Below are 26,750 nucleotides of genomic sequence, written 5' to 3'. Positions count from 1 at the left end.
GGACCCGCCCCGGGCGCGGGGCGGATCCGGCGGCACGGGCGGATCAGGCCTGGCGGGGCGCCCGGGCCAGCTGGCGGGACTGGGCCACGAGGCGGTCCGCCGAGTCCCACACCTCGGCGTCCTCCTCCAGGAAGCCGCCGGCCAGATTGCGCGTGGTGATCGCGACCCGCAGCGGGCCCGGGGCCGGGCGGCGGCGGACGTGGGTGGTCAGCTCCACCGTGGGGGTCCAGCCGATCAGGCCGAGGTCGAAGGAGGTGGGCGGCAGCGCGTCCACCGCCAGCAGCATCGACAGCGGGTCGGCGTCGCGGCCGTCGGCCAGCTCGAACCAGGCCCGCATCTCGCCCTTGCCGGAGGGGCGGCCGACCGCCCAGCCCGCCGTCGCCGGGTCCAGCCGCAGCCGGAGCCGGTCCACGATCGCCGAGCTGCCGGGGATGGGGGCGGGCCCGGCCTCGGGGCCGAGGCAGTCCTCGTACGCGGGCATGGCCGGCGGCAGGGCCGTGGTGCGTACGTCGTCGGTCAGGGAGGCCAGCTCGCCGTATGAGGCGAGGACGCGCAGGCGCTCGACCTCGGCGCCGCTCTCGTCGTACTGGAACAGCGAGGCCTGGCCGGTGGAGAGGGTGCGGCCGATGCGGACCACCTGGGTGCGGATCACGGCGGGCCCGGGCACGGAGGAGGTCAGGTAGTGCGCCGAGACCGTGAACGGGTCCGGGTGCGGCAGGGCCGCCGACAGGGCCCTGCCGACCAGGGCGAGCAGGTAGCCGCCGTTGACGGCGGTGATGATCGTCCAGCCGGCCGAGAGCTCCGCGTCGTACACCCCGGGCTCGCCCGCGCGGGCGGTGATGGTGGTGTCGCGGTCGAACTCGCTGTCGCCGATGGATGCCTGGGCAGCTGCGTGTGACATGAAAACGACGGTACACCGACGATCTACTAAGCGGTAGCTTAATTTTTTCCCCGGCTCCTCCGGGCCCGGCCTACGGCTCCTCGGGCACCGAGGAGCGCCGGTTCCAGGCCAGCGGAGCGCGCAGGTGGTACTTGATGGCCAAGAGGCGCAGCAGGAAGGTGGTGACGATCGCCAGCGCCGTGGTGAAGGCGTTCAGGGCGTCCAGGGCGATGAAGACGGCGACCATCGAGGCGCCGACCATGGCCGGCACGGCGTACATCTCGCGGTCGCGCAGCAGCGAGGGCACCTCGTTGACCAGTACGTCGCGCAGGACGCCCCCGCCGACCGCCGTGGCCAGCCCGAGCGAGGCCGAGGCGGTGAGGCCGAGGCCGTACTCGTACGCCTTGGTCGTGCCCGTCACGCAGAAGAGCCCGAGGCCGGCCGCGTCGAAGACGTTGATGGCGCGGTTGATCCGCTGGACCTCGGGGTGCAGGAAGAAGACGATCGCGGCGGCGATCAGCGGTGTGATGAAGAAGCTGAGCTCGCCGAAGGCGGCGGGCGGGACGGCGCCGATCACGAGGTCGCGGAAGAGTCCGCCGCCGAGGGCGGTCACCAGGGCGAGGACCGCGATGCCGAAGACGTCGAAGTTCTTGCGTACGGCGAGGAGCGCCCCGGCGGTGGCGAAGACGAAGATGCCCGCGAGGTCCAGCGCATGCTGGACCCCGGGCGGGAAGAGATCGTGGAGCACCGGGCCATTGTCACCTGCGGGGACGGCCGCGAACACCGGACGGCTCCCGCCGGGGGTGCCGGGTGGTGGGCGGCGCGGTGCCGGCGGCCCGTGCGGCTCCAGGACTCGGGGCTCCGCCCCGGACCCCGCGCCTCACACGCCGGCGGGGCTGAATCTGCCGGACGGCTCCCGCCGGGGCTGCCCCACCCCCCCGGGCCGGAGATGGCCCGCCCACCCCGGCCCCGCCGCGGGGCCCGGGTGGGCGGGTCTGCGGCGGGGCTCGGTGCGCTACTCGACGACCGTGACCGTGGCCACCGCGTCGGCCGCGCCCGGCAGCGGCCGGTCGCCCGGCGCCTGGTCGGGGGCGTTCTCCGGGTGGTGGCAGGCCACTTGGTGGCCCGTCTTCAGCGCCAGCAGCGGCGGTTCCTGCGTGGTGCAGATCTGCGTCGCCTTCCAGCACCGCGTGTGGAAGCGGCAGCCGCTCGGCGGCGAGATCGGCGACGGCACGTCGCCCTTGAGCAGGATGCGGCCGCTCTTGGCCCCGCGCCGCCGCGGGTCCGGCACCGGCACGGCCGACATGAGCGCCGTCGTGTAGGGGTGCATGGGCGCCCGGTACAGCGAGGCGTTGTCGGCCAGCTCGACGATCTTGCCGAGGTACATGACCGCGATGCGGTCCGAGACGTGCCGGATGACCGACAGGTCGTGCGCGATGATCACGTACGTGAGGCCGAGCTCGTCCTGGAGGTCGTCCAGCAGGTTCACCACCTGGGCCTGGATCGACACGTCCAGGGCGGAGACGGGCTCGTCCGCGACCACGAGCTTCGGCTTGAGGGCCAAGGCCCGCGCGATGCCGATGCGCTGGCGCTGGCCGCCCGAGAACTCGTGCGGATAGCGGTTGTAGTGCTCGGGGTTGAGGCCCACCAGCGACAGCAGCCGCTGCACCTCCGCCTTGAGCCCGCCCTCGGGCTGTACGCCCTGCAGCTTGAACGGCGCGCTGACGATCGTGCCCACGGTGTGGCGGGGGTTCAGCGACCCGTACGGGTCCTGGAAGATCATCTGGATGTCGCGGCGCATCGGGCGCATCGCGGCGACGCCGAGGTGGGTGATGTCCGTGCCCTCGAACTCGACGCTGCCGCCGGTCGGCTCCAGCAGCCGCGTGATCAGCCGGCCCATGGTCGACTTGCCGCAGCCGGACTCGCCCACGATGCCGAGGGTCTCACCGCGCCGGACGTCGAAGTCGATGCCGTCGACGGCCTTGACCGCTCCGGCCCGGCGCCGCAGCAGCCCCTTCGTGAAAGGAAAGTGCTTGGTCAGGCCGGCGACCCTGAGCAGCACGTCGGGAGAGTCCGTGGCCTGCTGCGGGATGGTGGCCGTGGCCGTCTTCTTCGTGTCGGGGGTCTCGGTCACAGCTTCGGCGCAATCTCTTCGGTCCAGATCCGGTTCCGCTCGTCCTGCGACATGTGGCAGGCGGACCAGTGGCGGGAGTCGTCCTGCGTCAGCTCGGGCCGGACCGTGCGCGTCACGTTGCCCTTGGGGACGTCGGCGTACGGGCAGCGCGGGTTGAAGGCACAGCCGCCGGGGATGTTGATGAGGCTGGGCGGCGAGCCCTTGACCGGGATGAGGCGCTCGGTCTGCTCGCGGTCGATGCGGGGCATCGAGCCCAGCAGGCCCCAGGTGTAGGGGTGTCGGGGCTCGTAGAAGACCTTCTCGGCGGTGCCGCGCTCGACGCACCGGCCGCCGTACATCACGAGGAGTTCGTCGGCCATCTCGGCGACCACGCCCAGGTCGTGCGTGATCATGATGACCGCGGAGCCGAACTCCTTCTGCAGGTCCCGGATGAGGTCGAGGATCTGGGCCTGGACGGTGACGTCCAGGGCGGTCGTCGGCTCGTCCGCGATGAGCAGTTCGGGGTTGTTGACCAGCGCCATCGCGATCATCGCGCGCTGGCGCATGCCGCCGGAGAACTCGTGCGGGTAGCTGTCGACCCGCTTGTGCGGCTCGGGGATCCCGACCCGGTCCAGGAGCTCGACGGCGCGCGTGCGGGCGACCTTCTTGTCGACCTTGTTGTGGACCCGGTAGGCCTCGGCGATCTGCTTGCCGATGGTGAAGTACGGGTGCATCGCGGACAGCGGGTCCTGGAAGATCATCGCGATCTCCCGGCCGCGCAGCTTGCGCACCCCGTCCTCGGGGGCGGAGAGCAGCTCCATGCCGTTCAGCCAGATCTCGCCGGAGATGCGGGCCCGCTGGCGGCCGTACTGGCCGACCCGGTGCAGGCCCATGATGCCGAGCGAGGTGACCGACTTGCCCGATCCGGACTCGCCCACGATGCCGAGGGTCTTGCCCTTCTCCAGCGTGAAGGACAGTCCGTCGACCGACTTGACCAGGCCGTCCTCGGTCGGGAAGTGCACCTTGAGGTCGCGGACCTCCAGGAAGGCGGTGGACGGCACGGCCGTGTCGACGGGCTGGTTGAGGGCTCCGGCCCGGGTCAGATCGGTCATGACAGCCTCACTCGGGGGTCGATCACCGCGTACATGAGGTCAACGATGAGGTTCGCCGCGACGACGAAGAAGGCGGAGATCAGGGTGATGCCCAGGATGACCGGCAGGTCGTGCTCGCTGATCGCGCGGACCGCGCTGTAGCCGAGGCCGTGCAGCGAGAACGTGTACTCGGTGAGCACCGCGCCGCCCATCAGGGCGCCGAGGTCCAGGCCGAGGACGGTGAGGATGGGCGTCATCGTCGAGCGCATCGCGTGCTTGCCGATGACGACCGGTTCCGTCAGCCCCTTCGCGCGGGCGGTGCGGATGTAGTCCTCGTTGAGGACTTCGAGCATGGTGGCGCGGGTGAGCCGCGCGTACATCGCCGCGTAGAGGAAGGCGAGCGAGACCCACGGCAGGACCATGCCGTTGAACCACTTGACCGGATCGTCGGCGAAGCCCGCCTCGGGGCGCCCGAACCAGCCGAGCTGGTCGGAGAAGAGGGCGATGGCGAGCATGCCCGTGAAGTAGATCGGCAGGGAGACGCCGGCGAGGGCGATGCCCATGGCCGAGCGGTCCAGGACCGTACCGCGCTTGAGGGCGGAGATGACGCCGGTGGCGACACCGCCGATGACCCAGAGCACGACGGCGCCGGCGGCGAGCGAGAGGGTGACCGGCAGCCAGTCGGTCAGCAGCGGCCAGACCTCCTGCTCGGTCTTGAAGGAGTAGCCGAAGCAGGGCGCGGCGCATTGCGTGACGTCGGAGCCGTTGGCGTACGTGCGACCCGCCACCAGCCCGACGACGAACTTGCCGAACTGGACGAGGATCGGGTCGTCGAGACCCATCTTCTGCCGGATGCCCTCGATGGCGGCGGGGTCGGACTGCTTGCCGACGAAGTACAGCGCCGGATCCGTCCCGATCATCTTCGGGAAGAGGAAGAAGATTCCGAAGGTCACCAGCGTGATGACCAACAGCATGACGATGACGGCGAAGAACCGCCGGATGAGATATGCAAGCACTGCGCTCGGCCTGGCCGCGGCCATCACCTGCCCTTCGTGCCTAGCGGGTGTGGCACTGGAACACTGGAACGGGACTGACGGACGGTTACTTGATGACGCCGAGCGACGCGTAGTCGTACCGGCCGTTGTAGGCGTCGGAGGTGTACGCGTTCGTCAGCCGGGTGCTGCGCCAGCTGATCGTCTTGTCGTAGACGAAGGGCAGGTACACGGCGGCCTCGGAGACCTTCTGGTTCATCTGCTTGTAGATGTCGCCGGCCTTGACCGGGTCCGTCTCCGCGATGGCCTGGTCGAACAGGGTGTTGATCGCCGGGTCGTTCAGCTCGGAGAAGTTGTTGTTGCCGCTCTGCAGGATGAAGCGGCCGTCGACCAGCGGCTGGGAGAAGCCCTGCCCGGTCGGGAAGTCGGCGCCCCAGCCCATGATGATGATGCCGTAGCCCTTCTCCTTGACGACCTTCGGCGAACCGATGATCCCGGAGGTCTGGGCGCCGTCGAACTGGTCGACGTCGGCCTCGATGCCGACCTGCTTCAGGGCGTTCTGCAGCGAGACGGCCGTGGCGACCTCGACCGGCTTGTTGTTGCGGACCGCGATGGTGGTCTTGAAGCCCTCCGGCTTGCCGCAGGCCGCGAGGGCGGCCTTGGCCTTCTCGACGTTCGGCTTGCCGTCGTTCTTCAGGACCTCGTACGGGTCGTACTTGGCGTCGGAGCCCTTGACGCCCAGCGGGAGCATGTTGGGCGCGATGTCGCCACCGGCCTGCGGGCCGCCGCGGGCGGTCTGCAGGGACTTCTTGTCGGCCGCGTAGATGACGGCCTTGCGGCACTCGATGTTGTCGAAGGGCGCGACGGTCTGCGGGAAGACGGCGTACCGGATGAAGCCGGTCTGGCCGTTGTCCAGGTTGTCCTTGTGCTCCTTCAGCGCGGTGGCGCGGGCCGCCTGGCCGATGCCGGTCGCGTTGATGTCGAGGTCGAACTCGCCGTTCATCAGGCGCTTGTCCATGTCGTCCGCGTTCGCCATGAACGTGACCGAGATGGTGTCCGGGAGCGCCTTGCGGATGGTGTCCGACTCGGGCTTGTAGTTCGTGTTGCGCGAGAGCTTCATGCTCTTGTTGGGCTCGTACGAGTCGATCTTGTACGGGCCGTTCGAGAAGGGCTTGAGGCCGTACTTGGCCGCGGTGTCCTTCTCCTGCTTGACCGGGCTCGCCGCCGGCATGGCCAGCATCTGCTCGAAGTCACCGTTGGGCGCCGGGAGCTTGAAGATGATGGTCTTCGCGTCCGGGGTCTCGATCGCCTTGAGGCCCAGCTTGTCCGGGGCGGTGTCCTTGTACGGGCCCGGGTACTCGGTCTTCGGGTCGAGGACCTGCATCAGGTAGACCGGGCCGCCGGAGATGACGTCCTGGGCCCAGGTGCGCTCGATGCCGTACTTCACGTCCTGGGCGGTGACGGGGGTGCCGTCCTCCCAGGTCACGTTGTCCTTGAGGGTGTACTTGTACGTCTTGCCGCCGTCGCTGATCTCGGCCTTCGCGGTGGCGAGGTCGGGCTCCAGCTCGGTGCTCTGCTCACCCGGCGCGGCCTTGTAGCTGATCAGCTGGCGGGCGTAGTAGCGGGAGAAGTCCCACATGAAGCCGTAGTAGCCGCGCTGCGGGTCCCACGAGTCGGCTTCCTGGGTGCCGACGAACTTGAGCTCGCCGCCCTTCTTGTCCGACACGTTGGCGATCTTGCCTATGGCCGCGTTGAAGCCGGCGCCGCCGGCCGCTGCCTTGTCGTCCTTGGCGTCGCTTCCGCCACAGGCGGTCGCGGTCAGCATGGCCGCGAGCACGACGGCCGTGCCAGCGGCAAGCCTGCGCTTCGACGTGCGATGGGTAGTCACGATGCTCGCAACCCTCCGTTGTAGTTCCGGTGTACGTACGGCTGGAAGCCGGTTCCTGGTTGGCCCTGCGGTGGCTAGCGGGACCCCTTCGGGTCGAGGGCGTCGCGGACGCCGTCGCCGAAGAGGTTGAAGGCCAGCACGGTGATGAAGATCGCCACGCCGGGGAAGATCATGAAGAGCGGATCGTCCTCGTAGGTCCGCACGGCCGTGGAGAGGGTCTCTCCCCAGGACGGCGTGGGCGGCTTGACGCCGACTCCGAGGAAGCTGAGGGCGGCCTCGGTCAGCACGTTGGTGGGGATCATCAGCGTCGAGTAGACGGTGATGGGCGCCACCAGGTTCGGGAGCAGTTCGCGGAAGAGGATGTACATCCGGCCGGCGCCGAGACTGCGCGCGGCCTCGACGTACTCGCGTTCGCGCAGCGACAGGGTCTGGCCGCGGACGATGCGGCCGATGTACGGCCAGCCGAAGAAGCCGATGACCAGCACGAGTACGGCGATGCGCAGCCCCGATCCCTCGAAGCCCCACAGCTTGCCGGGGATCACGGAGATCAGCGCGATGATGAACAGCAGCTGCGGGAAGGCCAGCAGCAGGTCCATGACACGGCTGACGGCCGCGTCGATCCAGCCGCCGAAGTAGCCGGCGATGATGCCGAAGAAGGTGCCCAGTCCGACCGCGACGAAGGCGGACAGGAAGGCCACCAGCAGCGAGATCCTGGCGCCGTAGACGATCCGGCTGAAGACGTCGCGGCCGTTGACCGGCTCGACGCCCAGCAGGAAGTCGCCGCTCATGCCGCCCCAGTCCCCGGCCGGCAGGCCGAGCAGCGGGTCGAGCAGGTCCTCGTGCAGCTCCTCCGGCGGGTGGCCGAGGGCCTTGACGATCAGCGGCGCGAAGAGTGCGACGAGTATCAGCAGGAGCACGACGACACCGCCGGCCAGGGCGACCTTGTCACGCTTGAGGCGCAGCCAGGCGATCTGCCACGGCGAGCGCCCCTCGATCGCCTTCTGCGGGAGTGCGGGCGCTGCCACGGCCGCGGGTTGGGCCGCGCCGGTGTCGTGCAGTGGTGCCGTCATCGTGGTGGGGACCCCTCTCGGCCGACGGTGGCCGGCCCATGCCCGCCGCTGTGGCGGCTTGGTTCTATCGGCGTCGCTGATGGTGCGATCGGCACGAAATGCGCCTGAAGTGCACGTGAAGAGCAGGTGCTTGCGGGATTGGCCTGCCTTCGGTGGGGGGAGTCTTCAACGGCGTCTGAGCCGCCCGCCAGACCTGCCGGGGATGTGATGCGCAACCGTGATCTGCGTCTACACCTTCCGTTATCCGAACCGGCGGATCTGTTGAGCGGTGAAAGACCGCCCGTTCGGCGCGGAACGGACATCCGGCCCAACTGCCATGTCGGACGCGGTTCTTGGGTGGATTCGGCGGATATGCCGAAGGCCGCACCGATGGGTACGGTGCGGCCTTCGCGAGGGATGTCCCGGTGGGCGGACGTGGTTTCGGCGCAGAGCCGGGACCGGGTCAGTAGCCCGGCGCCTGCCCCTCCCGGTCGTAGAACGGGCGGGTCTGCGCGCGCAGCCACATCGCCACCGGATCGTGCTCGTCCGCCAGCGCGACCGTGCACACGGGGACGCCCTCGGGGACCACGCCGACCGACTGCCGCATCATCTCCCGTACGGATTCCAGCGCGGGCGCGGAGGCGTCGTACAGGTCGAGCCCGACCGCGAGGTAGGGGGAGCCCAGCGCGGGCTGCACCCAGGCGCGGCGCAGCGAGCGGACGGCGGGCGTCCGGTGCGCGTGCTGGGTCAGCAGCCCGTAGAACTGCGGCAGCTCGATGGCGGGCTCCGACAGCCGCAGCGGTCCGGCCGGCATCCGGTCGAGGCCGGTCGCGATCCGGCGCAGGTCGGCCCAGGGCACGCCGAGTCCGCCGCCCTGGGCGTGCGGGTTGAGCCACAGCCCCCAGCGGTCCGGGTAGAGGGCGCGGGCGACGTCCCGGCCCGTGACCACCTCGTAGCCGCGGTTCCACCCGCTCGCGGCCAGCTCCTGCGGGGAGGTCACGCAGGGCGCGTAACCGAGGCTCTCGACCTCCATGCCGCCGTACTGGGCGTCCGGCGAACCCGGCTGCCCCTGCCAGAGCAGCATCCACAGCCGGCCCTCGGCGAGGGCGTGCAGCAGTGACTCATAGCTCTCATAGCGCCCGGGAGTCACCTGGCGCAGCATGTGCTCGACCTGCCCGGCCGCGGCCGTGCCTGACGCACTCACCCGGTACCCCTCTTCGTCCGCCCGTCGTCCACGCGTGCCCGGGCCGCGCGTGCGGCCCGGAGACGCCACCAGCTTATGCGGCCCTACGGAAGGTAGAAGGGGCGTACGCGCGCACGAATCCAGTCCGTGACCGGGTCTTCCGCCGCGTCCAGGAGGATCAACTGCACGGGCCACGGGGCCGGGACGCGGGCCAGGGCCCGGCCGAGGGCCTCCATGGGGGCGTTCTGCGTTCCGGCTTCCCATCCCACCAGTCGGACACCGATGAACAGCTGCGGGTCCCCGCCCTCGACGCTGGCGAGGCAGCGGTACGCGGCCGTCACCACGCCGGCGGCCCGGAACTCCTCGGAGGCGGCGGCCAGGAAGTCCACCGGGTCCTCCTGCCAGTCGGGCTCGTAGAGCCGGACGCGGCCGCCGGTGACGGGCCCGTCGAGGGGGGTCCGCCCGGTACGGCAGAGCTCGGCGACGGCCTGCGGGGGGAGGGGGACGCCGACGGCGCCCTCGGGGTTCAGGGCGATGCCCAGCTGCGGGGGCAGGCCGCGGGCGAACTCGACCGCGGGGGCCACGGCGAAGTCCATGGCGGGCCCGGCGCAGAAGCGGAACTGCGATGACGAGCTGTAGACCGGGACGTACGCCGCCCCGGCGATGTCCATGGTGGGCAGCGAGAGGTTCGCCGCGTCGGGGGAGCCGCCCTCGGGCAGGGGCACCCAGACGCGGCTGCGGCCGAGCACCTCCAGGATTCGCGCCCCGGCGTCCGGCTGTCCCAACGCCGCCCCGAGCACCTGCTCCAGTTCGTTCTCCGGCCAGCCGCTGCCCTGCATGTGCCCTGCCTCCGTGTGGTCCCGCGGTGTCTGGTGCCGAGGCTATCCGGCCGCTCCGACGGGTGCGCGACCGCTGCCGGGCTCAGCCGTGGAACGCGATCCGCGTCACCGCGGCGGCCGAGCGGCGGTCCAGGAGCGTCACCGAGGCGCAGCCGGCCGGGGGGCGGCCGCCCTCCGCGTCGCGCAGCAGGCGGGCCACCGCGCCCCGGTGGCGGGAGAAGGCGTACGCCGACACGCGCCGGCCCCGGGCCTCCTGCCCGGCGAGCGCCTCCTGGGGGCTGCTGTCCAGGAGCAGCAGGTGCAGCGCCCGGCCCCGGCGGCGCGCCGCCGCGGCGAGCAGTCGCCGCACCCAGGTCTGGGTGCCGCAGTCGTGGACGACCACCGAGGCGCCGGAGCGCAGGATCCGCCACAGCCCCCAGTAGTGCGCGGCGCGGACCAGCGGCCGGTACGCGCCGTACGGCAGGGCCCCGGGCATCCGGCGCTCCCAGCGCTCGCGGGTGTCCTGGGAGTCGACGGAGCCGCCCTCGGCGGCCGCCCGCTTGATCAGGGTGCTCTTGCCGCCGCCGGGCAGGCCGGACACCACGACGATGTCGCCCGCGGCGAAGCCGAGCCGCCGGGGACCGCGCACCGCCGGCCCGCGCAGGTCCCGTACGGGACCCATCGGCGCGGCGCCGCCGCGCACCCGCTCGCGCCGCTGCGCCGGCACCTCCTCCACGATCGCTGCCGCCGCCGCTCCGAATCTCCGCACAGTGTTCGCCTCCCCCGAATCGGGTCGCCAGGACCCTTGCCCACTGAGTGTAAAGAGACGGTAATCCGATGGTCCCGGTTCCGGTCGGGCCGCTCGGGCCGCTCGGGCCCCGCACGGACTTTCGGGGCCCCACGCCCGATCACCGCGGTGGCGTGCAATGATGTGCGCCATCTGGACCAACTGCATACCGGCCGCTTGAATCCGCGCGGGAGAGTCCCGGCACGCCGCAAGGCCGTGCGCGGGCGCCGAAGGAGCAAGTACCTCCCTTGAATCTCTCAGGCCCCGTACCGCGTGGATGAGGCAGATCTGAAAAGCGAGCTGTTCGACAGCTCCACCCAAGGTGCAAGCCGAGGAACTCTCGGCGAACCTCTCAGGTTCCGATGACAGATGGGGAGGACCCTCCTCGTCATGTCATGCCCTGGGACTCGGGAGCCACACCCATGAGCACTGCCCCCCGTCTGACCGCCCTCGATGCGCTGCACCGTTCCCTCGGTGCGACCATGACCGACTTCGCGGGCTGGGACATGCCGCTGCGGTACGCCAGCGAGCGCGACGAGCACAACGCCGTACGCACCCGGGCCGGTCTCTTCGACCTGTCCCACATGGGCGAGATCACCCTGACCGGCCCGGAGGCCGTGAAGGTGCTGGACTACGCGCTGGTCGGCAACATCTCCACGGTCGGCGTCGGCCGCGCCCGCTACACGCACATCTGCCGGGAGGACGGCGGCATCCTCGACGACCTGATCGTCTACCGCCTCGGCGAGAGCGAGTACATGGTCGTCGCCAACGCCTCCAACGCCCAGGTGGTCCTCGACGCGATCACCGAGCGCGCGGCCGGCTTCGACGCCGAGGTCCGCGACGACCGCGACGCGTACGCGCTGATCGCGGTGCAGGGGCCGGAGTCCCCCGGCATCCTGAAGTCGCTGACCGACGCCGACCTCGACGGGCTGAAGTACTACGCGGGCCTGCCGGGCACCGTCGCGGGCGTGCCCGCGCTGATCGCCCGTACCGGATACACCGGCGAGGACGGCTTCGAGCTGTTCGTCTCCCCCGCGCACGCCGTGGAGCTGTGGCAGGCGCTGACCGAGGCGGGCGCGGGCGCCGGACTGGTCCCGGCCGGCCTGTCCTGCCGCGACACGCTGCGCCTGGAGGCGGGCATGCCGCTGTACGGGCACGAGCTGACCACCTCCCTCACCCCCTTCGACGCGGGGCTGGGCCGGGTCGTGAAGTTCGAGAAGGAGGGGGACTTCGTCGGGCGCGCCGCTCTGGAGGCCGCCGCCGAGAAGTCCGCCTCGAACCCGCCGCGCAAGCTGGTCGGGCTGATCGCCGAGGGCCGCCGCGTCCCGCGGGCCGGCTTCCCCGTCGTCGCCGGCGGCCAGGTCGTCGGCGAGGTCACCTCGGGCGCCCCGTCCCCGACGCTGGGCAAGCCGATCGCGATGGCGTACGTGGACGCGGCGCACGCCGCGCCCGGCACCTCCGGCGTCGGCGTCGACATTCGCGGTACGCATGAGCCGTACGAGGTCGTGGCCCTGCCGTTCTACAAGCGGCAGAAGTAACCCTGTCGTAGGCCTCAGCCGCACGGGCAGCCGTGCGGCGCTGTCTCAGCACCCGAGACCGCAGTTCGTTCCCACTCCCCCGCATCCAGGAGAATCAGGCCATGAGCAACCCCCAGCAGCTGCGTTACAGCAAGGAGCACGAGTGGCTGTCGGTCGCCGAGGACGGCGTCTCGACGGTCGGCATCACGGAGTTCGCGGCCAACGCGCTCGGTGACGTCGTCTACGCCCAGCTCCCCGAGGTCGGCGACACGGTGACCGCGGGCGAGACCTGCGGCGAGCTGGAGTCGACCAAGTCGGTCAGCGACCTGTACTCCCCGGTCACCGGCGAGATCGTCGAGTCCAACCAGGACGTCGTGGAGGACCCGGCGCTCGTGAACACGGCTCCTTTCGAGGGCGGCTGGCTGTTCAAGGTGCGCGTCGCGGAGGAGCCGGCCGACCTGCTCTCCGCCGAGGAGTACGCCGCGCTCACCCACTCCGACAACTGACACCCCAGGGGATTTCGATGTCTGTACTGAACACCCCCCTCCACGAGCTCGACCCGGACGTCGCCGCCGCCGTCGACGCCGAGCTCGTGCGCCAGCAGTCGACCCTGGAAATGATCGCGTCGGAGAACTTCGCTCCCGTCGCCGTCATGGAGGCCCAGGGCTCGGTCCTGACCAACAAGTACGCCGAGGGCTATCCGGGCCGCCGCTACTACGGCGGCTGCGAGCACGTGGACGTCGTCGAGCAGATCGCGATCGACCGCATCAAGGCGCTGTTCGGCGCCGAGGCCGCGAACGTCCAGCCGCACTCGGGTGCGCAGGCGAACGCCGCCGCGATGTTCGCGCTGCTGAAGCCGGGCGACACGATCATGGGCCTGAACCTGGCCCACGGCGGTCACCTGACCCACGGCATGAAGATCAACTTCTCCGGCAAGCTCTACAACGTGGTCCCGTACCACGTCGACGAGACCGGTCAGGTGGACATGGCCGAGGTCGAGCGCCTCGCCAAGGAGTCCAAGCCGCAGCTGATCGTCGCGGGCTGGTCCGCCTACCCGCGCCAGCTGGACTTCGCCGCCTTCCGCCGCATCGCGGACGAGGTCGGCGCGTACCTGATGGTCGACATGGCGCACTTCGCCGGCCTGGTCGCCGCGGGCCTGCACCCGAACCCGGTGCCGCACGCCCACGTCGTCACCACCACCACGCACAAGACCCTCGGCGGTCCGCGCGGCGGTGTCATCCTGTCGACGCAGGAGCTGGCCAAGAAGATCAACTCGGCGGTCTTCCCGGGTCAGCAGGGCGGCCCGCTGGAGCACGTGATCGCGGCCAAGGCGGTCTCGTTCAAGATCGCGGCCTCGGAGGACTTCAAGGAGCGCCAGGTGCGCACCCTGGAGGGCGCCCGGATCATCGCCGAGCGCCTGGTGCAGCCCGACGTCACCGAGGTCGGCGTCTCCGTCCTGTCCGGCGGCACGGACGTCCACCTGGTCCTGGTCGACCTGCGCAACTCCGAGCTGGACGGCCAGCAGGCCGAGGACCGCCTGCACGAGGTCGGCATCACGGTCAACCGGAACGCCGTCCCGAACGACCCGCGGCCGCCCATGGTCACCTCGGGCCTGCGGATCGGCACCCCGGCCCTGGCCACGCGCGGCTTCGGCGCCGAGGACTTCACCGAGGTCGCCGAGATCATCGCGGCCGCGCTGAAGCCGGCGTACGACAGCGAGGCCCTGAAGGCGCGCGTCTCCGCGCTCGCCGCGAAGTTCCCGCTGTACCCCTCCCTCTAGGGAGCGCCTCCGAAGGGCCCGGCCTTGCTCCCGCGCAGGACCGGGCCCTTCCCATGGCCGGAGCCCCGCCGCGGACCCGCGGCCCCCGCGGCCCGGCGCCGGAGAGGCGGAACGTGAGCTGACGCACGCACGACGGCAAGCCCGCCGCCCCCTCCGGCAGACGAATCGTTCATCTGCACGCGTTACGCTCGACTGCCGGACAAAATCCGCCCAATCCCACCTCCTGCCCCCTCCCACCCCACGAGCAGACAAGGGAGTCCGCCAGTGGCCATCTCCGTGTTCGACCTCTTCTCCATCGGCATCGGCCCGTCCTCCTCCCACACCGTCGGCCCCATGCGGGCGGCGCGCATGTTCGTGACCCGGCTGAAGAAGGACGGCGTCCTCGCCCAGACCGAGTCCGTCCGCGCCGAGCTGTTCGGCTCCCTCGGCGCGACCGGGCACGGCCACGGCACCCCCAAGGCGGTGCTCCTGGGCCTGGAGGGCCACTCCCCCCGCACGGTGAACGTGGAGACGGCCGACGCGGAGGTCGAGCGGATCCGGCAGACCGGGCGGCTGCGCCTGCTCGGTGCGGAGATAGGCGATGTCCACGAGATCGCCTTCGACGAGCCGAACCAGCTGATCCTGCACCGCCGGCGCTCGCTCCCCTACCACGCGAACGGCATGACCCTCTTCGCCTACGACTCCGCCGGCGCCCCGCTGCTGGAGAAGACCTACTACTCGGTCGGCGGCGGCTTCGTCGTGGACGAGGACGCGGTCGGCGAGGACCGGATCAAGCTCGACGACACGGTGCTGAAGTACCCCTTCCGCTCCGGTGACGAGATGCTCCGCCTGGCGAACGAGACCGGCCTGTCGATCTCGTCCCTGATGCTGGAGAACGAGAAGGCCTGGCGCACCGAGGACGAGATCCGCGAGGGCCTGCTGGAGATCTGGCGCGTCATGCAGTCCTGCGTCGCGCGCGGCATGTCCCGCGAGGGCATCCTCCCGGGCGGCCTGCGGGTCAAGCGCCGGGCCGCCTCCACGGCGCGCCAGCTGCGCACCGAGGGGGACCCGCTGCAGCACCGCAGCGAGTGGGCGACGATCTACGCGATGGCCGTCAACGAGGAGAACGCGGCGGGCGGCCGGGTCGTGACGGCCCCCACCAACGGCGCGGCCGGCGTCCTCCCGGCGGTCCTGCACTACTACATGAACTTCGTGCCGGGCGCGGACGAGGACGGCGTGGTCCGCTTCCTCCTCGCGGCGGGCGCCATCGGCATGCTGTTCAAGGAGAACGCCTCGATCTCCGGCGCCGAGGTCGGCTGCCAGGGCGAGGTCGGGTCGGCCTGCTCGATGGCGGCCGGCGCCCTCGCCGAGGTCCTCGGCGGCACCCCGGAGCAGGTGGAGAACGCGGCCGAGATCGGCATGGAGCACAACCTCGGCCTGACCTGCGACCCGGTCGGCGGCCTGGTGCAGATCCCGTGCATCGAGCGCAACGGCATGGCGGCGGTCAAGGCCGTCACCGCGGCCCGGATGGCGATGCGCGGCGACGGCTCCCACAAGGTCTCCCTCGACAAGGTCATCAAGACCATGAAGGAGACCGGCGCGGACATGAAGGTCAAGTACAAGGAGACCGCCCGCGGCGGCCTCGCGGTCAACGTCATCGAGTGCTGATCCGGACCCGGGCCCGCCCTCCCCGCAGGGCGGGCCCGGCCGCGTGCGCCCCTCGCAGGGAACCGTCCGCGGCCGGGCGGCGTCCTCGGGAGTGACAGTTCTGTCCCCGTCTCTGGAGAATCGGGGGGACGCCATGAACCACCCACGTCCACGTCCGTCACTTCGTCTGCGCCGCCGGCAGCTCGTGGCCCTGGCCACCGGCGCCCTGCTCACCGCCGGCATCGCCCTGGCCGCGCCGGCTTCCGCCGCACAGGCCGCCGCCCGCACCCAGACGCCGCTCGTCGTCAACGCCCGCTGGGGCGGCCACTGCACGTACGACCGGCTCGTCATCGACCTCCAGGGCTACGTCCCCGGGGTCACCGTCACGCCCGTCTCCCAGCTGTTCTACGACGGGTCCGGCAAGCCGGTCCCGCTGGCCGGGAAGTACTTCCTGGAAGTCCGCCTGAACCCGGCCGCCGGGCACGACGACGCGGGCCAGAACGTCTACCAGGGCCCGCGCCTGCAGAAGATCTACCTCAGCAAGCTCAAGGGCGTCGCCCTGACCGGCGACTACGAGGGCTACGTGACCTTCGGCGCCGCCTTCGACACCAAGCCCGCCTACTCCACCACCGTCCTGCACTCGCCCGAGCGGCTGGTCCTGGACATCGCGCACCCCAACGTGTGCTGAGCGGGACGGGGCCCGGGGGTGCCGCCCGGCGGCTCCCCCGGGCCGCGCCCGCTCCGGGCCGCGGACGCCGCTGCGGAACGGCGCCCGCGGCCCGCGGCGCGTCCCCCGGCGAGTCCGGAACACGCCGAACCCCCCGCCCGGCCGGGGTGGTTGATGCGCACGGTGGCGGTCGGGCGACGGTCCGTCGCCGTCAAGCGGAATGCGGTCCCCGCCCGGCGCGTCAGGGCCGGGTTGTGACCGGTCCGCGCGGCCGACTAGGGTCAGCGGGCCTTGGTGTTCGGGAAACCGGTGGAAAACCGGTGCGGCCCTCGCCACTGTGATCGGGAAGTCCGGCTCCACTCCTGCGGGAAGCCACTGGGACCACGCGGGTGACCGCTCGGCCCCGGGAAGGCGGAGTCCGGGCATCAGCACCCGTGAGCCAGGAGACCGGCCGAGGCGCGTCGTCCATCCACGAGGTGCTGGAGAGGTCTCCCTACTCATGCATATTGCCGAGGGGTTTCTACCCCCCTTGCACGCGGTCGCCTGGGGCGCCGCGTCCGCTCCCTTCGTCGTACACGGGGTCCGCGCCCTGACCCGCGAGGTCAAGGCCAACCCGGAGAGCACCCTGCTGCTCGGTGCGTCCGGGGCGTTCACCTTCGTCCTGTCCGCCCTGAAGATCCCTTCGGTCACCGGCAGTTGCTCCCACCCCACCGGAACGGGGCTCGGCGCCATCCTCTTCCGGCCCCCGATCATGGCGGTGCTCGGCACGATCACCCTGCTCTTCCAGGCGCTGCTGCTGGCGCACGGCGGGCTCACCACCCTCGGCGCCAACGTCTTCTCGATGGCGATCGCCGGGCCCTGGGCGGGGTACGGCGTCTACCGCCTGCTGCGCGCGTGGGGCGTCCCGCTGATGGTGACGGTCTTCTGCGGCGCCTTCTTCGCCGACCTCATCACCTACTGCGTGACCTCCGTCCAACTGGCGCTGGCCTTCCCCGACCAGGCGTCCGGGTTCGCCGGCTCGCTCGTGAAGTTCGGCGAGATCTTCGCGCTCACCCAGATCCCGCTCGCGGTGAGCGAGGGCCTGCTGACCGTGCTCGTCATGCGGCTGCTGATGCAGTCCAGCAAGACGGACCTGGTCCGGCTCGGTGTCGCGAAGCTGACCCCCGGCAAGGCCCAGCAGGAGGCGACCGCCCGATGAGCCGCAACGCGAAGATCAACACCCTGCTGCTGCTCCTGGTGGCGGCGCTGGCCGTGCTCCCGCTGGCGCTGGGGCTGGGCGAGGGCAAGGAGGAGCCGTTCGCGGGCGCCGACGCGCAGGCGGAGTCGGCGATCAGCGAGCTGAAGCCGGACTACGAGCCCTGGTTCTCGCCGCTGTACGAACCCCCCTCAGGGGAGATCGAGTCGGCGCTGTTCGCCCTGCAGGCGGCGCTCGGCGCGGGCGTGCTCGCCTACTACTTCGGCGTCCGCACGGGCCGCCGCCAGGGCGCCGCCGCCGCGGCCACCGCGGGCAAGGGCGCGGAGTCGTAGCCGGTGCTGCCGATCGACGCGGCGGCGCACGGCAGCCGCTGGCGCCGCCGCCATCCGCTGGAGAAGGCCCTGCTCGGGGTGGGGCTGACGGTCACGGCGGTGTGCCTGCCTCCATGGCCCGGCGGACCGCTGGTCGCCGCGGCCACCCTCGCCGTGCTCCTCGGCCCCGCCGGGGTGCCGGGGCGCCGCCTGTGGCGGGCCTTCCGCCTCCCGCTCGGGTTCTGCTTCACGGGCGCCCTGCCGCTGCTGTTCGCCGTGGGCGGCCCGGCCGGGTGGGTCTCGATGGCCCCGGACGGGCCCCGGCAGGCGGTGGAGCTGCTGCTGCGGACCTCGGCGGCCTCGCTGGGACTGCTGCTGTTCGCCTTCACCACCCCCGTCTCGGACGTGCTGCCGCGGCTGGTCCGGGCCGGGGTGCCGGCGCCGGTCGTGGACGTGGCGCTGGTGATGTACCGGATCGGCTTCCTGCTGCTCGACTCCCAGTCCCGCATCCGCCAGGCGCAGGCGGCCCGGCTGGGGAACACCGGCCGGGCCGCGGCCTGGCGCTCGGTGGCCGGCCTCGCCGCGACGTCGTTCGTACGGGCCTTCGACCGGGCGGCGCGGCTCCAGTCGGGCCTGGCCGGGCGGGGCTACGACGGCACGCTGCGGGTGCTGGTCCCCGAGTCGGCGCTGTCCTGGCGGTTCCTGGCCTGGACCGCCGCCCTGCTGACCTCCCTGGTCGCCGCGACCCTCGTACTGAAGGAGCTGTACCTGTGACGCCCTTGGTGGAACTGGCCGGAGCGGGCTACGCCTACGAGGACGGGCCCGAGGTGCTCTCCGGCGTGGACTTCGCGATCACCGAGGGCCGCGCCCTGGTCCTGCTGGGCCGCAACGGCAGCGGGAAGACCACCCTGATGCGGCTGCTGAGCGGGGGCCTGCGGCCGGGCTCGGGCGCACTGCTCCTGGACGGCGCCGAGGTGGCGTACCACCGCGCCGGGCTGACCCGGCTGCGCACGGCGGTCCAGCTGGTCGTGCAGGACCCGGACGACCAGCTGTTCGCCGCCTCGGTGGAGCAGGACGTCTCCTTCGGCCCGATGAACCTCGGCCTGCCGGCCGCCGAGGTCCGCGCCCGGGTCGACGCGGCGCTCGCGGCCCTGGACATCACCGCGCTCCGCGACCGCCCGACGCACCTGCTCTCGTACGGGCAGCGCAAGCGCGCCGCCATCGCGGGGGCGGTGGCGATGGCCCCGCGCGTGCTGATCCTGGACGAGCCGACGGCCGGGCTGGACCCGGACGGCCAGGAGCGGCTGCTGGAGGTCCTGGCGGGCCTGCGCCGCTCGGGCACCACGGTGGTGATGGCCACGCACGACGTGGAGCTGGCGGTCCGGTGGGCCGACGACGCGGCCGTCCTGACCCCGTCGGGCATCCGCACGGGCCCCGCGCCGGCGCTCCTGTCCGATCCGGCGCTGCTGGCCTCGGCGGGCCTGCGCCAGGCCTGGTCCCCGGCGGTGGCGGCCTTCCTGCGCGCGCACGGGTTCCTCGCCGCGGACGCCCCGGGGCCGCGGCTCCCGGAGGCGCTGGCCGCCTGGCGGTAGCGGGGGCGCGCCCGGCGCCCCGCGCGGGGGCGGATGCCGGGGCGGGCGCTGCCGCGGCCGGGGCAAACCTAGGATGGCGCCATGTCGCTCCCGCACGCCATCCTCACGGCCCTGCTCGAAAAGCCCTCGTCGGGGCTGGAGCTGACCCGGCGGTTCGACCGGTCGATCGGGTACTTCTGGTCCGCGACGCACCAGCAGATCTACCGCGAGCTGGGCCGGCTGGAGGAGTCCGGCCTGATCCGGGAGCTGCCCGCCGAGGTGCCCGTGCGGGGGCAGAAGAAGGAGTACGAGGTCCTGCCGGCCGGCGGCGCGGAGCTCGCCCGGTGGATCGGCGAGAGCCAGGACCCCAAGCCGGTGCGCGACCCGCTGCTGCTGCGCATCCGCGCCGCGGGGGTCGTGGGGCCCCAGGGGCTCGGCCCCGAGCTGCGACGCCATCTGGAGCTGCACCGACGCCAGTTGGAGCAGTACGAGGCCATCGAGGAGCGGGACTTCCCGCCGGGGCGCGACGCGGTGGAGGACCGGCTGCGCCGGCTCGTCCTGCACGGCGGGATCGCCCTGGAGACCTTCTGGCTGACCTGGCTGGAGGAGGCGCTGGCCGAGGTCGGCGCGATGGAGGACCCTCCCCGCCCCGGGGACTGACGGCGCCCCGCCCCGGCAGGCGGGGCAGGGCGCGCAGGGAGCCGGTGCGGTCCTTGCGGTCCTACTTGTTCAGGGCGGCCCAGAACTCGTCGAAGCTCAGCAGGCCGTCGCGGTTCGCGTCCTTGGAGGCGACGACGGCGTCCGCGACGGAGCCGGTGACGTAGGCGTCGCCCATCGCCCTCATGGCCGCGCTGTACTCGTCGGCCGTGATGAAGCCGTCACCGTTCACGTCGAACTTGCTGAACGTCGCCCGCGCGCTCTCGATGTCCGCCACTGGGTCCACCCCTTCTTGGTGCTTGTTGACCGGCCCAGGGTAGCGGCCGTCCGGGGCACCTTCCGCCGGGGGTCCCGTTCGAGCGGCAGAAAGATATTTAAATTACCCTTCCGTAAGGCGGAAACGAGAATTCCGGCCAAGAAATCCGGCCCGCCCTTGTCACGCTCCGGCACCACGGCATAACGTACTGACATTGCCGCCACACCGGGAGCGCAGGGCTCCCAGGGACATGCGGCAACAAGGGCGATCACACAGGTGACGATCACAGCTGACGCATCATTCGAAGTTCTGCCCTTCACCCGCACCTGCCGCCATATCTGGGAAGACGGCGACCACGTGCTCATCGGAGTGAGTCCCGGAAACAGCTACTTCAGCTCCGAGCGCATCACGAGTCTCGCCCAGTGGGCCACGACCCGCTTCGCGCAGGTTGACTTCGTCTACGCAGATCTGCACGTGGACCGGATGTTCGCCGCTTTCGGCTACTCCCGGGAACACGCGCAGAAACGCGCCGCGAAGGAGATAAAGGCGGTACGGCGACGGATTCTCAAGGGCGTGGAGGAATCAGGACCTCCTCAGGCAGATATCCGCGTGAGGGCACTTTCGGAGTTCCAGTCGAACCCCGTCTACCAACTCCTGCACCGACGCGTGCTGCATTTTCTGGAGACCGACGACGACTTCCGCAAGGGCTGCGAGGAAATGGCGCTGCACTTCGTCGGTTCCAAGGTACCGGAAGGTGAATCCATCACAGACGCGCAGTTGCAGGTCTGTTTCGATTACATGGCGGCCGAGCTGCCGTTCTTCGTGGACACTCCGAGCATTCTCGACGTCCCGTCCTCGGTGGCGGCCTACCACGTCAGGATGCCGCTGACGGACGTCCTCTTCGCGCGCGGCGGGGGCCTGCGCGCGACCCGCAACCAGGCGTACGCCGTCGTACGGCCGGAGGCCGCGGCGGCTCCGGCACCGGCACCGGACACGGCTGACCGCAGCAGCGCACCGCAGGACAGTGCACCGACCGAAGGGACCGTCGATGAGCGTCGAGCAGCTTGAGGGCCGGGAGAGCCGGGACGGCCGGGAGAGCCCCGAGCGGCAGCCCCTCCTCGACTTCCCGCTCTCCCGGCGCGGCGACGTACTGCCCGAGGAGTGCACCCGGCTGCGCGAGACGGCGCCGGTGGCCCGGGTCCGCACCCTCACCGGGGACCCGGCCTGGCTGGTCAGCAGCTACGCGCTGGCCAGGCAGGTGCTGGAGGACGAGCGGTTCAGCCTCAAGGACACGGCCAACCCCGGCGTCCCGCGCCAGTACGCGCTGACGATCCCGCCCGAGGTCGTCGACAACATGGGGAACATCAACAGCGCGGGCCTGCGCAACGCCGTGATGAAGGCCCTCAATCCGCGCCAGAGGGGCCTGCGGGGCCGGCTGCGCGCCCAGGCCGGCGAGCTCCTCGACCAGCTGGTCGCCGAGGGCGCTCCGGCCGACCTCCGGGCGGGGTTCGCCGACCCCTTCTCGGCGGCGCTGCACGCCCTGGTCCTGGGGGTGCCCTTCGAGGACTGGCGCCGGCTGATGTCGGGGCTGGACGTCGCGTTCATGACCGCGCGCGAACCGTTCGCCGACTCGGCGCTCAACTGGTACAAGGACGTCGGCTACTTCGCCGGGCAGCTGAGGGCCCAGCTCGCGCTGGAGGCCGAGGAGCGTACGGGGCTCCTCGGCACGTTCGCCGGGCTCAGGGAGCAGGACCCGGAGTCGGCGCACCTGACCGACGAGATGTTCGCGACCGTCGCCGTCTCGCTCTTCGGGGCGGGCGCCGTCTCCACCTCCGCGTTCCTGGTGCTCGCGGTCCTCGCGCTGCTCCAGAGGCCGGAGCTGATCGGGTACCTGCGCACACACCCGGAGCGCATGGGCGCGGCCGTCGACGAGCTGCTGCGCTGGAACCTGTCGGTCGGCGACGGCCTGCCGCGCATCGCGACGGAGGACGTCCGGGTCGGCGACGTCCTGGTGAAGGAGGGCGAGCTGGTGCTCGTCCTGCTGGAGGGGGCCAACTTCGACCCGGAGGCCTTCGAGAACCCGCAGGAGCTGGACCTGGAGCGCAAGAGCCGCAACGCCCACCTCGCCTTCGGCGCGGGCCGGCACTTCTGCCCGGCTTCGGCCCTGGGCCGCGCGCACGCCGAGATCGCGCTGGAGGTGCTGGTCGAGCGGCTGCCGGGGCTGCGCCTCGCGGTGCCGGCGGAGAACCTGGTCTGGCGTACGGGCTTCATCAAGCGGCTGCCCGAGCGACTGCCGGTCGCCTGGTAGCGGACGGCCACCCGCCGGCGGGCGGGGGCGGGCGGCGGTGTCCCGGGGGCTGTGCGAGCTCCCGGGGCACCGCCGTGCCCGGCCTACCGGAAGATGCCGGTGTGGCCGAGCGAGTAGCGGCCGGGCTGCGGGTAGACGGCGAGCCCGTGCGGGCCGCCGCCGACCGGGATGCGGGCCAGCTGCTTGCCGGTGGTGGTGTCGATCGCGTAGACCTCGGAGTCGTAGCGGCCCGAGAGCCACAGCACCTTGCCGTCGGCGGAGACGCCGCCCATGTCGGGGCTGCCGCCGTCCGGCAGCTCCCACTTCTTGGTCAGCTTGTTCCGCGGGAAGTCGAAGACGGAGACGGTCCCCTCTCCGCGGTTGGAGATGTACATCTCCTTGGAGTCGCGGCTCACGTACAGGCCGTGGCAGCCCTTTCCGGTCGGCAGCAGCTTGGGCGTCTCGAACGTGTCGCCGCCGAGCACCCACATGCCGTGCGCCATCATGTCGGCGACGTAGAAGGTCTTGCCGTCCGGGGAGACCTTGACGTCCTGCGGCATCGCGCCCTCGAAGGGCAGCTTCTGCTGGCCGACGACCTCCATCTTCTCCGTGTCGACCTTGAGCAGTTCCCCGGAGAACTCACAACTCACGATGAAGTAGCGGCCGTCGGCGGAGAAGTCCGCGTGATTGACGCCGAAGCAGGTCACCGGGACGGTTTTCACCCGGTCCATCGTGTGCGGATCGCGGAAGACCAGCTCTTTGTCCAGCGAGGCCATGACGATCGCGTACTTGCCGTTCGGCGTGAAGTAGAGGTTGTACGGATCGTGCACCTCGACGGGCTTTCCGGCCTCGCCGGTGGCCGGGTTGATCGGGGTGAGCGTGTGGCCCCGGTTGTTGTTGACCCACAGGGTCTTCATGTCCCAGGAGGGGACCACGTGCTGGGGCTGGACCCCCACCGGGATGGTGTCGATGACCTGGTAGGTCACCGGGTCGATGACGGACACCGTGTTGGAGCCGGTGTTCGGCACGTAGACCCGGGACGGGAAGTCCTTGACCACCGGGGAGAGCCGGCCCGGACGGTTCGCCGCGTAGACGTCCTTCGGGTCGAGGACCGGGGGCATGCCCGGCAGGCCCGGCGGGACGGCCTTGACGGGCTCGGCGGGGCCCTTGGAGCCGAGGGCCTCGGCGGGGCCCTTGTCGGCGGATCCGCAGCCGGCCAGGGCGGCGAGGACCAGACCGGCCAGCAGCACGGCGGCCTTCCGGGTAAGGCGGGTGGGGGTCATGGGGTCAGCAGCTCCGTGGTGGTCACCGCGCGCAGTTTTCGGCGCGCGAGTTCTTCGAGGAGGGGCGGCAGCGCGTCGACCGTGTCCGCGTAGCCGAAGTGCAGGCTCACCACCGATCCGCCCTGGATCGTCCCGGTGACGTTGCGGATGACGGCCGCGGCGCCGGGCGAGGTGAAGTCGAGGGAGTCCACGTCGTACGACAGGACGTGGGGGTAGCCGGCCCGCTGGGCCAGCTTCTGGACGAGCGGGGTCGCGTGCTGGGTCTGGGAGGGCCGGAACCAGGTGCCGATGGAGCCGGTGAGCCGCTTGAGGCGCTGCGCGCAGCCGGTGATCTCGGCATAGGCCTCGGCCTCGGCCATGTCGTTGATCGCGAGGTGGCGCTGGGTGTGGTTGCCGAGTTCGTGGCCTCCGTCCAGGACGCGTCGCGCCATGTCCGGGTGCGTGTCGAGCCAGCCGCCGATCGCCAGTACGGTCACCCGCGCGCCCGCCCGCTCCGCCTCGGCCAGCACGGCCCGGCCGGTCGCCGGGTCGCCGTTGCCATGGAAGGTGAGGGCGACGCGGTCGCGGTCGCGGGACCCGTGGGCGATTTCGACGGGCTGTCCGGCGAACCGGCGGGGAGCCGCGCGGGCCGGTGTGGCGGCGCGCGCCGGTCCGGGGGGCGGGGCGGAGGGCGCGGGGGCGGGGCGGCCCGGGCCGCAGGCGGAGGCGAGTCCGGCCGCCGCGGCACCGACCGCCCCGAGACCGGCTGCGCGCAGGGCCGCGCGGCGGCCTGGAGGTGAGTGCACCTGCCCATTTAAGGGGTGGATGGCACGGTTGGTAATGATTGACCCAATTCGGGACCTCGGGCCGAACGGGCGACAGGAGGTTCCGTTCGCTATTCGATCAACGAATCACGCACAACGGTCGATATTTATTCGCTGATTACGAGGCGAGTGGCCCACCTCACCTAGGATTTAGCTAGAAAGTCTTATGATTTGCACACTTATGTCCGAGTAGGGACTTTTGGTGTTGGCGGCCTCGTCTGCCATAGTCGGAACCACGGCTTCCCGTTGACCCGAGCGAAGTCTGCACGCCGAGGATCACACCCCCTTCGATCCTCGGCGCACCCATGAAGCCCCCACACCGCCCACCACGGCGAGCCGGGGGCTTCGGGCGTTTCGGGGAGGGGTTCGGCCGCACCGGGGAGTCAGGGGTTCTGCCGGTCGGCGACCCGCATCTCGAACCAGGTGATCTTGCCCCGCGGCAGCAGGTCGGCGCCCCAGCGGTCGGACAGCTTGTCGACGAGGAAGAGGCCGCGGCCGGTGGTGTCCAGCTCGTGGACCGGCATCAGGCAGGGGAGCCCGCGCGAGGGGTCGCTCACCTCCACCCGGATCCAGCCGCGCCGCCGCAGCATGCGTAAGCCGAAGGAGCGGGCCCCGGTGTGCCGGACCGCGTTGCCGACGAGCTCCGAGACCAGCAGGACGGTGTGCTCGGCGACCTGCGGCGAGAGGCCCCACAGGCGGATCACCACGCACTGGGCGAGCCGGCGGGCCGTCCCGGCCGACTCCGGCATGGACGGCAGCGTCACTTCCGCCTCGGCCGGATTCCCGTGCGACTCCACCGCGTCGAGGCCCTGCTGCTCCTCGAGAGCCGCCGTGAGCCGCACGGCGGAAGCGCCGCTGCGCTGCCGCGGCTGTTCCACACCCTCAAGGCCCGCCATGCACCCATCATGGACGGCCGCGTCGCCGCCCCGGGCCGTTCCGCAGGAAAACACCCCCCGGAATCGCTGATTCCGAAGGGTGTCCCGTCATATGCGTTCGGCAAACGGAGGCCTGCGAGACCCGCCCTGACCTGTGTTGACGCAGCGCACTGCGACGATCACAGCGAGTGGATCACCAGGTGGGCTTAAGGCTCCCTTAAGGCCTGGCTAATCCACCCGCAGGGAGGACGGGCGGTCCTCGCTCAGACGAACTTCGCCTTGCCGGGGCCCTCCTCGACGAAGCTGCGCATGCCGCGCTCGCGGTCCTCGGTGGCGAACAGGCCCGCGAACCAGGTGCGTTCGATCGTCAGGCCCGTGTCGATGTCGGCTTCCAGGCCCGCGTCCACGCACTCCTTGGCGGCGCGCAGCGCCAGGGCCGGGCCCTGCGCCAGCTTCGCGGCCCAGGCGTGCGCCTGCCCGTACACCTCGGAGGCCGGGACGACCCGGTCGACCAGGCCCAGGGCGAGCGCCTCGTCGGCCTTGACCATGCGTCCGGTGAAGATGAGGTCCTTGGCCCGGGAGGGGCCCACGAGCCGGGACAGCCGCTGGGTGCCGCCGGCACCCGGGATCAGGCCGAGCAGGATCTCGGGCTGGCCGAGCCTGGCGTTGTCGGCGGCGATCCGGTAGTCGGCGCAGAGCGCCAGCTCGCAACCCCCGCCCAGCGCGTAGCCGGTGACGGCCGCGACGACCGGCTTGGGGATGCGGGCCACGGCGGTGAAGGCGTCCTGCAGCCCGCGGGAGCGCGCGACCATGGCCGCGTGGTCCATCGACTGCATCTCCTTGATGTCCGCGCCGGCCGCGAACACCTTCTCACCGCCGTAGAGGACCACCGCGCGGACGTCGGCGCGGTCGGTGGCCTCCACCGCGAGCTCGCGCAGCCGGTCCTGGGTGGCGATGTCCAGGGCGTTCATCGGCGGCCGGTCCAGACGGATGGTGCCGACGCCTTCGGAGACTTCGAGAGAGATGGTCATGGGGGCCAGATTAGGGGCCGGGGGCCCGGGGGTCTCCCCCGGACGGGGCACAGCACGCGAAGCGGCCCGGTGCCGTGTGTCACAGCACCG

The 26,750-nt window shown here is 71.4% G+C and carries 27 protein-coding genes and 2 riboswitches; of the genes, 12 read left to right on the top strand and 15 right to left on the bottom strand.

Annotated features, from left to right (window positions below; genetic code table 11):
• Window positions 1-43: 43 nt before the first annotated feature.
• The 10 genes from ACFWU6_RS06885 to ACFWU6_RS06840 all read right to left on the bottom strand — a co-directional run bounded on the left by ACFWU6_RS06885 (window position 44) and on the right by ACFWU6_RS06840 (window position 10,783).
• Window positions 44-901: a thioesterase family protein gene (locus ACFWU6_RS06885; protein WP_383802687.1), complete on the bottom strand. Its 858-nt coding sequence runs from the start codon at window positions 899-901 to the stop codon at window positions 44-46.
• 70 nt (window positions 902-971) lie between these two features.
• Window positions 972-1,628 carry a trimeric intracellular cation channel family protein gene (locus ACFWU6_RS06880; RefSeq protein WP_383802686.1) on the bottom strand — a complete coding sequence of 219 codons (657 nt, stop codon included), beginning with the start codon at window positions 1,626-1,628 and terminating at the stop codon, window positions 972-974.
• A gap of 267 nt (window positions 1,629-1,895) precedes the next feature.
• Window positions 1,896-3,014, bottom strand: coding sequence for an ABC transporter ATP-binding protein (locus tag ACFWU6_RS06875; protein WP_383978994.1), 1,119 nt, complete (start codon window positions 3,012-3,014; stop codon window positions 1,896-1,898).
• Complete coding sequence (locus ACFWU6_RS06870; protein WP_383978991.1) at window positions 3,011-4,105, bottom strand: ABC transporter ATP-binding protein; 1,095 nt, start codon at window positions 4,103-4,105, stop codon at window positions 3,011-3,013. Before ACFWU6_RS06870 ends, ACFWU6_RS06875 begins: the two co-directional genes overlap by 4 nt.
• Window positions 4,102-5,100: an ABC transporter permease gene (locus ACFWU6_RS06865; protein WP_383802680.1), complete on the bottom strand. Its 999-nt coding sequence runs from the start codon at window positions 5,098-5,100 to the stop codon at window positions 4,102-4,104. The genes ACFWU6_RS06870 and ACFWU6_RS06865 overlap by 4 nt, the downstream gene beginning before the upstream one ends.
• An 85-nt stretch (window positions 5,101-5,185) precedes the next feature.
• On the bottom strand, window positions 5,186-6,964 hold the full coding sequence (locus tag ACFWU6_RS06860) for an ABC transporter substrate-binding protein (protein WP_383978988.1): 1,779 nt from the start codon (window positions 6,962-6,964) through the stop codon (window positions 5,186-5,188).
• Window positions 6,965-7,038: 74 nt separating this feature from the next.
• Window positions 7,039-8,034: an ABC transporter permease gene (locus ACFWU6_RS06855; RefSeq protein ID WP_383802676.1), complete on the bottom strand. Its 996-nt coding sequence runs from the start codon at window positions 8,032-8,034 to the stop codon at window positions 7,039-7,041.
• A 442-nt stretch (window positions 8,035-8,476) separates the two neighbouring features.
• Window positions 8,477-9,217: an enhanced serine sensitivity protein SseB C-terminal domain-containing protein gene (locus ACFWU6_RS06850; protein WP_383802674.1), complete on the bottom strand. Its 741-nt coding sequence runs from the start codon at window positions 9,215-9,217 to the stop codon at window positions 8,477-8,479.
• Window positions 9,218-9,300: 83 nt separating this feature from the next.
• Entirely contained in the window at window positions 9,301-10,035 is a 735-nt protein-coding gene (locus ACFWU6_RS06845; protein ID WP_383978986.1) for an enhanced serine sensitivity protein SseB, read from the bottom strand.
• A gap of 82 nt (window positions 10,036-10,117) precedes the next feature.
• The gene (locus tag ACFWU6_RS06840) at window positions 10,118-10,783 is read right to left on the bottom strand and encodes an AAA family ATPase (protein WP_383802670.1); all 666 of its coding nucleotides are present in this window, start codon (window positions 10,781-10,783) and stop codon (window positions 10,118-10,120) included.
• Between the two features lie 196 nt (window positions 10,784-10,979).
• Window positions 10,980-11,083: riboswitch (glycine riboswitch) on the top strand.
• 140 nt (window positions 11,084-11,223) lie between these two features.
• On the opposite strand from ACFWU6_RS06840, the gene gcvT reads away from it, so the two are divergent.
• The 10 genes from gcvT to ACFWU6_RS06790 all read left to right on the top strand — a co-directional run bounded on the left by gcvT (window position 11,224) and on the right by ACFWU6_RS06790 (window position 20,128).
• Entirely contained in the window at window positions 11,224-12,339 is a 1,116-nt protein-coding gene (gene gcvT, locus ACFWU6_RS06835) for a glycine cleavage system aminomethyltransferase GcvT (RefSeq protein WP_383978983.1), read from the top strand.
• A 101-nt stretch (window positions 12,340-12,440) separates the two neighbouring features.
• Window positions 12,441-12,824: a glycine cleavage system protein GcvH gene (gcvH, locus tag ACFWU6_RS06830; protein ID WP_383802666.1), complete on the top strand. Its 384-nt coding sequence runs from the start codon at window positions 12,441-12,443 to the stop codon at window positions 12,822-12,824.
• A gap of 17 nt (window positions 12,825-12,841) precedes the next feature.
• The gene (gene glyA, locus ACFWU6_RS06825) at window positions 12,842-14,098 is read left to right on the top strand and encodes a serine hydroxymethyltransferase (RefSeq protein ID WP_383802664.1); all 1,257 of its coding nucleotides are present in this window, start codon (window positions 12,842-12,844) and stop codon (window positions 14,096-14,098) included.
• A gap of 264 nt (window positions 14,099-14,362) precedes the next feature.
• Window positions 14,363-15,745, top strand: a complete 1,383-nt coding sequence (locus ACFWU6_RS06820) for an L-serine ammonia-lyase (RefSeq protein ID WP_383802662.1) — start codon at window positions 14,363-14,365, stop codon at window positions 15,743-15,745.
• Window positions 15,746-15,878: 133 nt separating this feature from the next.
• Entirely contained in the window at window positions 15,879-16,412 is a 534-nt protein-coding gene (locus ACFWU6_RS06815; protein WP_383978980.1) for a hypothetical protein, read from the top strand.
• 254 nt (window positions 16,413-16,666) lie between these two features.
• A riboswitch (cobalamin riboswitch) is annotated at window positions 16,667-16,862 on the top strand.
• Window positions 16,863-16,890: 28 nt separating this feature from the next.
• Complete coding sequence (locus ACFWU6_RS06810; RefSeq protein ID WP_383802658.1) at window positions 16,891-17,589, top strand: energy-coupling factor ABC transporter permease; 699 nt, start codon at window positions 16,891-16,893, stop codon at window positions 17,587-17,589.
• A complete protein-coding gene (locus ACFWU6_RS06805) occupies window positions 17,586-17,918 on the top strand; it encodes an energy-coupling factor ABC transporter substrate-binding protein (RefSeq protein WP_383802656.1) in 333 nt (110 codons plus the stop codon). Before ACFWU6_RS06810 ends, ACFWU6_RS06805 begins: the two co-directional genes overlap by 4 nt.
• 3 nt (window positions 17,919-17,921) lie before the next feature.
• Complete coding sequence (gene cbiQ / locus ACFWU6_RS06800; RefSeq protein WP_383802654.1) at window positions 17,922-18,671, top strand: cobalt ECF transporter T component CbiQ; 750 nt, start codon at window positions 17,922-17,924, stop codon at window positions 18,669-18,671.
• On the top strand, window positions 18,668-19,489 hold the full coding sequence (locus tag ACFWU6_RS06795) for an ATP-binding cassette domain-containing protein (RefSeq protein WP_383802652.1): 822 nt from the start codon (window positions 18,668-18,670) through the stop codon (window positions 19,487-19,489). Before cbiQ ends, ACFWU6_RS06795 begins: the two co-directional genes overlap by 4 nt.
• 81 nt (window positions 19,490-19,570) lie before the next feature.
• The gene (locus ACFWU6_RS06790) at window positions 19,571-20,128 is read left to right on the top strand and encodes a PadR family transcriptional regulator (RefSeq protein ID WP_383802650.1); all 558 of its coding nucleotides are present in this window, start codon (window positions 19,571-19,573) and stop codon (window positions 20,126-20,128) included.
• A gap of 61 nt (window positions 20,129-20,189) precedes the next feature.
• Here the strand turns inward: ACFWU6_RS06790 and ACFWU6_RS06785 are convergent, their stop codons facing one another.
• Complete coding sequence (locus ACFWU6_RS06785) at window positions 20,190-20,402, bottom strand: EF-hand domain-containing protein (protein WP_383802648.1); 213 nt, start codon at window positions 20,400-20,402, stop codon at window positions 20,190-20,192.
• Window positions 20,403-20,657: 255 nt separating this feature from the next.
• Here ACFWU6_RS06785 and ACFWU6_RS06780 point away from each other — a divergent pair, with 255 nt between their 5' ends.
• A complete protein-coding gene (locus tag ACFWU6_RS06780; protein ID WP_383978977.1) occupies window positions 20,658-21,449 on the top strand; it encodes a tRNA-dependent cyclodipeptide synthase in 792 nt (263 codons plus the stop codon).
• The gene (locus tag ACFWU6_RS06775) at window positions 21,430-22,689 is read left to right on the top strand and encodes a cytochrome P450 (RefSeq protein WP_383978974.1); all 1,260 of its coding nucleotides are present in this window, start codon (window positions 21,430-21,432) and stop codon (window positions 22,687-22,689) included. Before ACFWU6_RS06780 ends, ACFWU6_RS06775 begins: the two co-directional genes overlap by 20 nt.
• A gap of 83 nt (window positions 22,690-22,772) precedes the next feature.
• Here ACFWU6_RS06775 and ACFWU6_RS06770 read toward each other — a convergent pair whose 3' ends face one another.
• The 4 genes from ACFWU6_RS06770 to ACFWU6_RS06755 form a co-directional block, all read right to left on the bottom strand.
• Window positions 22,773-23,951: a YncE family protein gene (locus ACFWU6_RS06770; protein WP_383802642.1), complete on the bottom strand. Its 1,179-nt coding sequence runs from the start codon at window positions 23,949-23,951 to the stop codon at window positions 22,773-22,775.
• On the bottom strand, window positions 23,948-24,736 hold the full coding sequence (locus tag ACFWU6_RS06765) for a polysaccharide deacetylase family protein (protein WP_383802641.1): 789 nt from the start codon (window positions 24,734-24,736) through the stop codon (window positions 23,948-23,950). The genes ACFWU6_RS06770 and ACFWU6_RS06765 overlap by 4 nt, the downstream gene beginning before the upstream one ends.
• A 401-nt stretch (window positions 24,737-25,137) precedes the next feature.
• A complete protein-coding gene (locus ACFWU6_RS06760) occupies window positions 25,138-25,650 on the bottom strand; it encodes an ATP-binding protein (protein WP_383978971.1) in 513 nt (170 codons plus the stop codon).
• Between the two features lie 242 nt (window positions 25,651-25,892).
• The gene (locus ACFWU6_RS06755; RefSeq protein ID WP_383978968.1) at window positions 25,893-26,660 is read right to left on the bottom strand and encodes an enoyl-CoA hydratase/isomerase family protein; all 768 of its coding nucleotides are present in this window, start codon (window positions 26,658-26,660) and stop codon (window positions 25,893-25,895) included.
• Between the last annotated feature and the right edge of the window lie 90 nt (window positions 26,661-26,750).

Origin of the sequence: Streptomyces sp. NPDC058674 (genome assembly GCF_042716505.1) — a bacterium.
In the GTDB taxonomy this organism is placed as follows: Bacteria; Actinomycetota; Actinomycetes; order Streptomycetales; family Streptomycetaceae; genus Streptomyces.
This window is presented reverse-complemented; position numbering and strand designations above follow the sequence as displayed.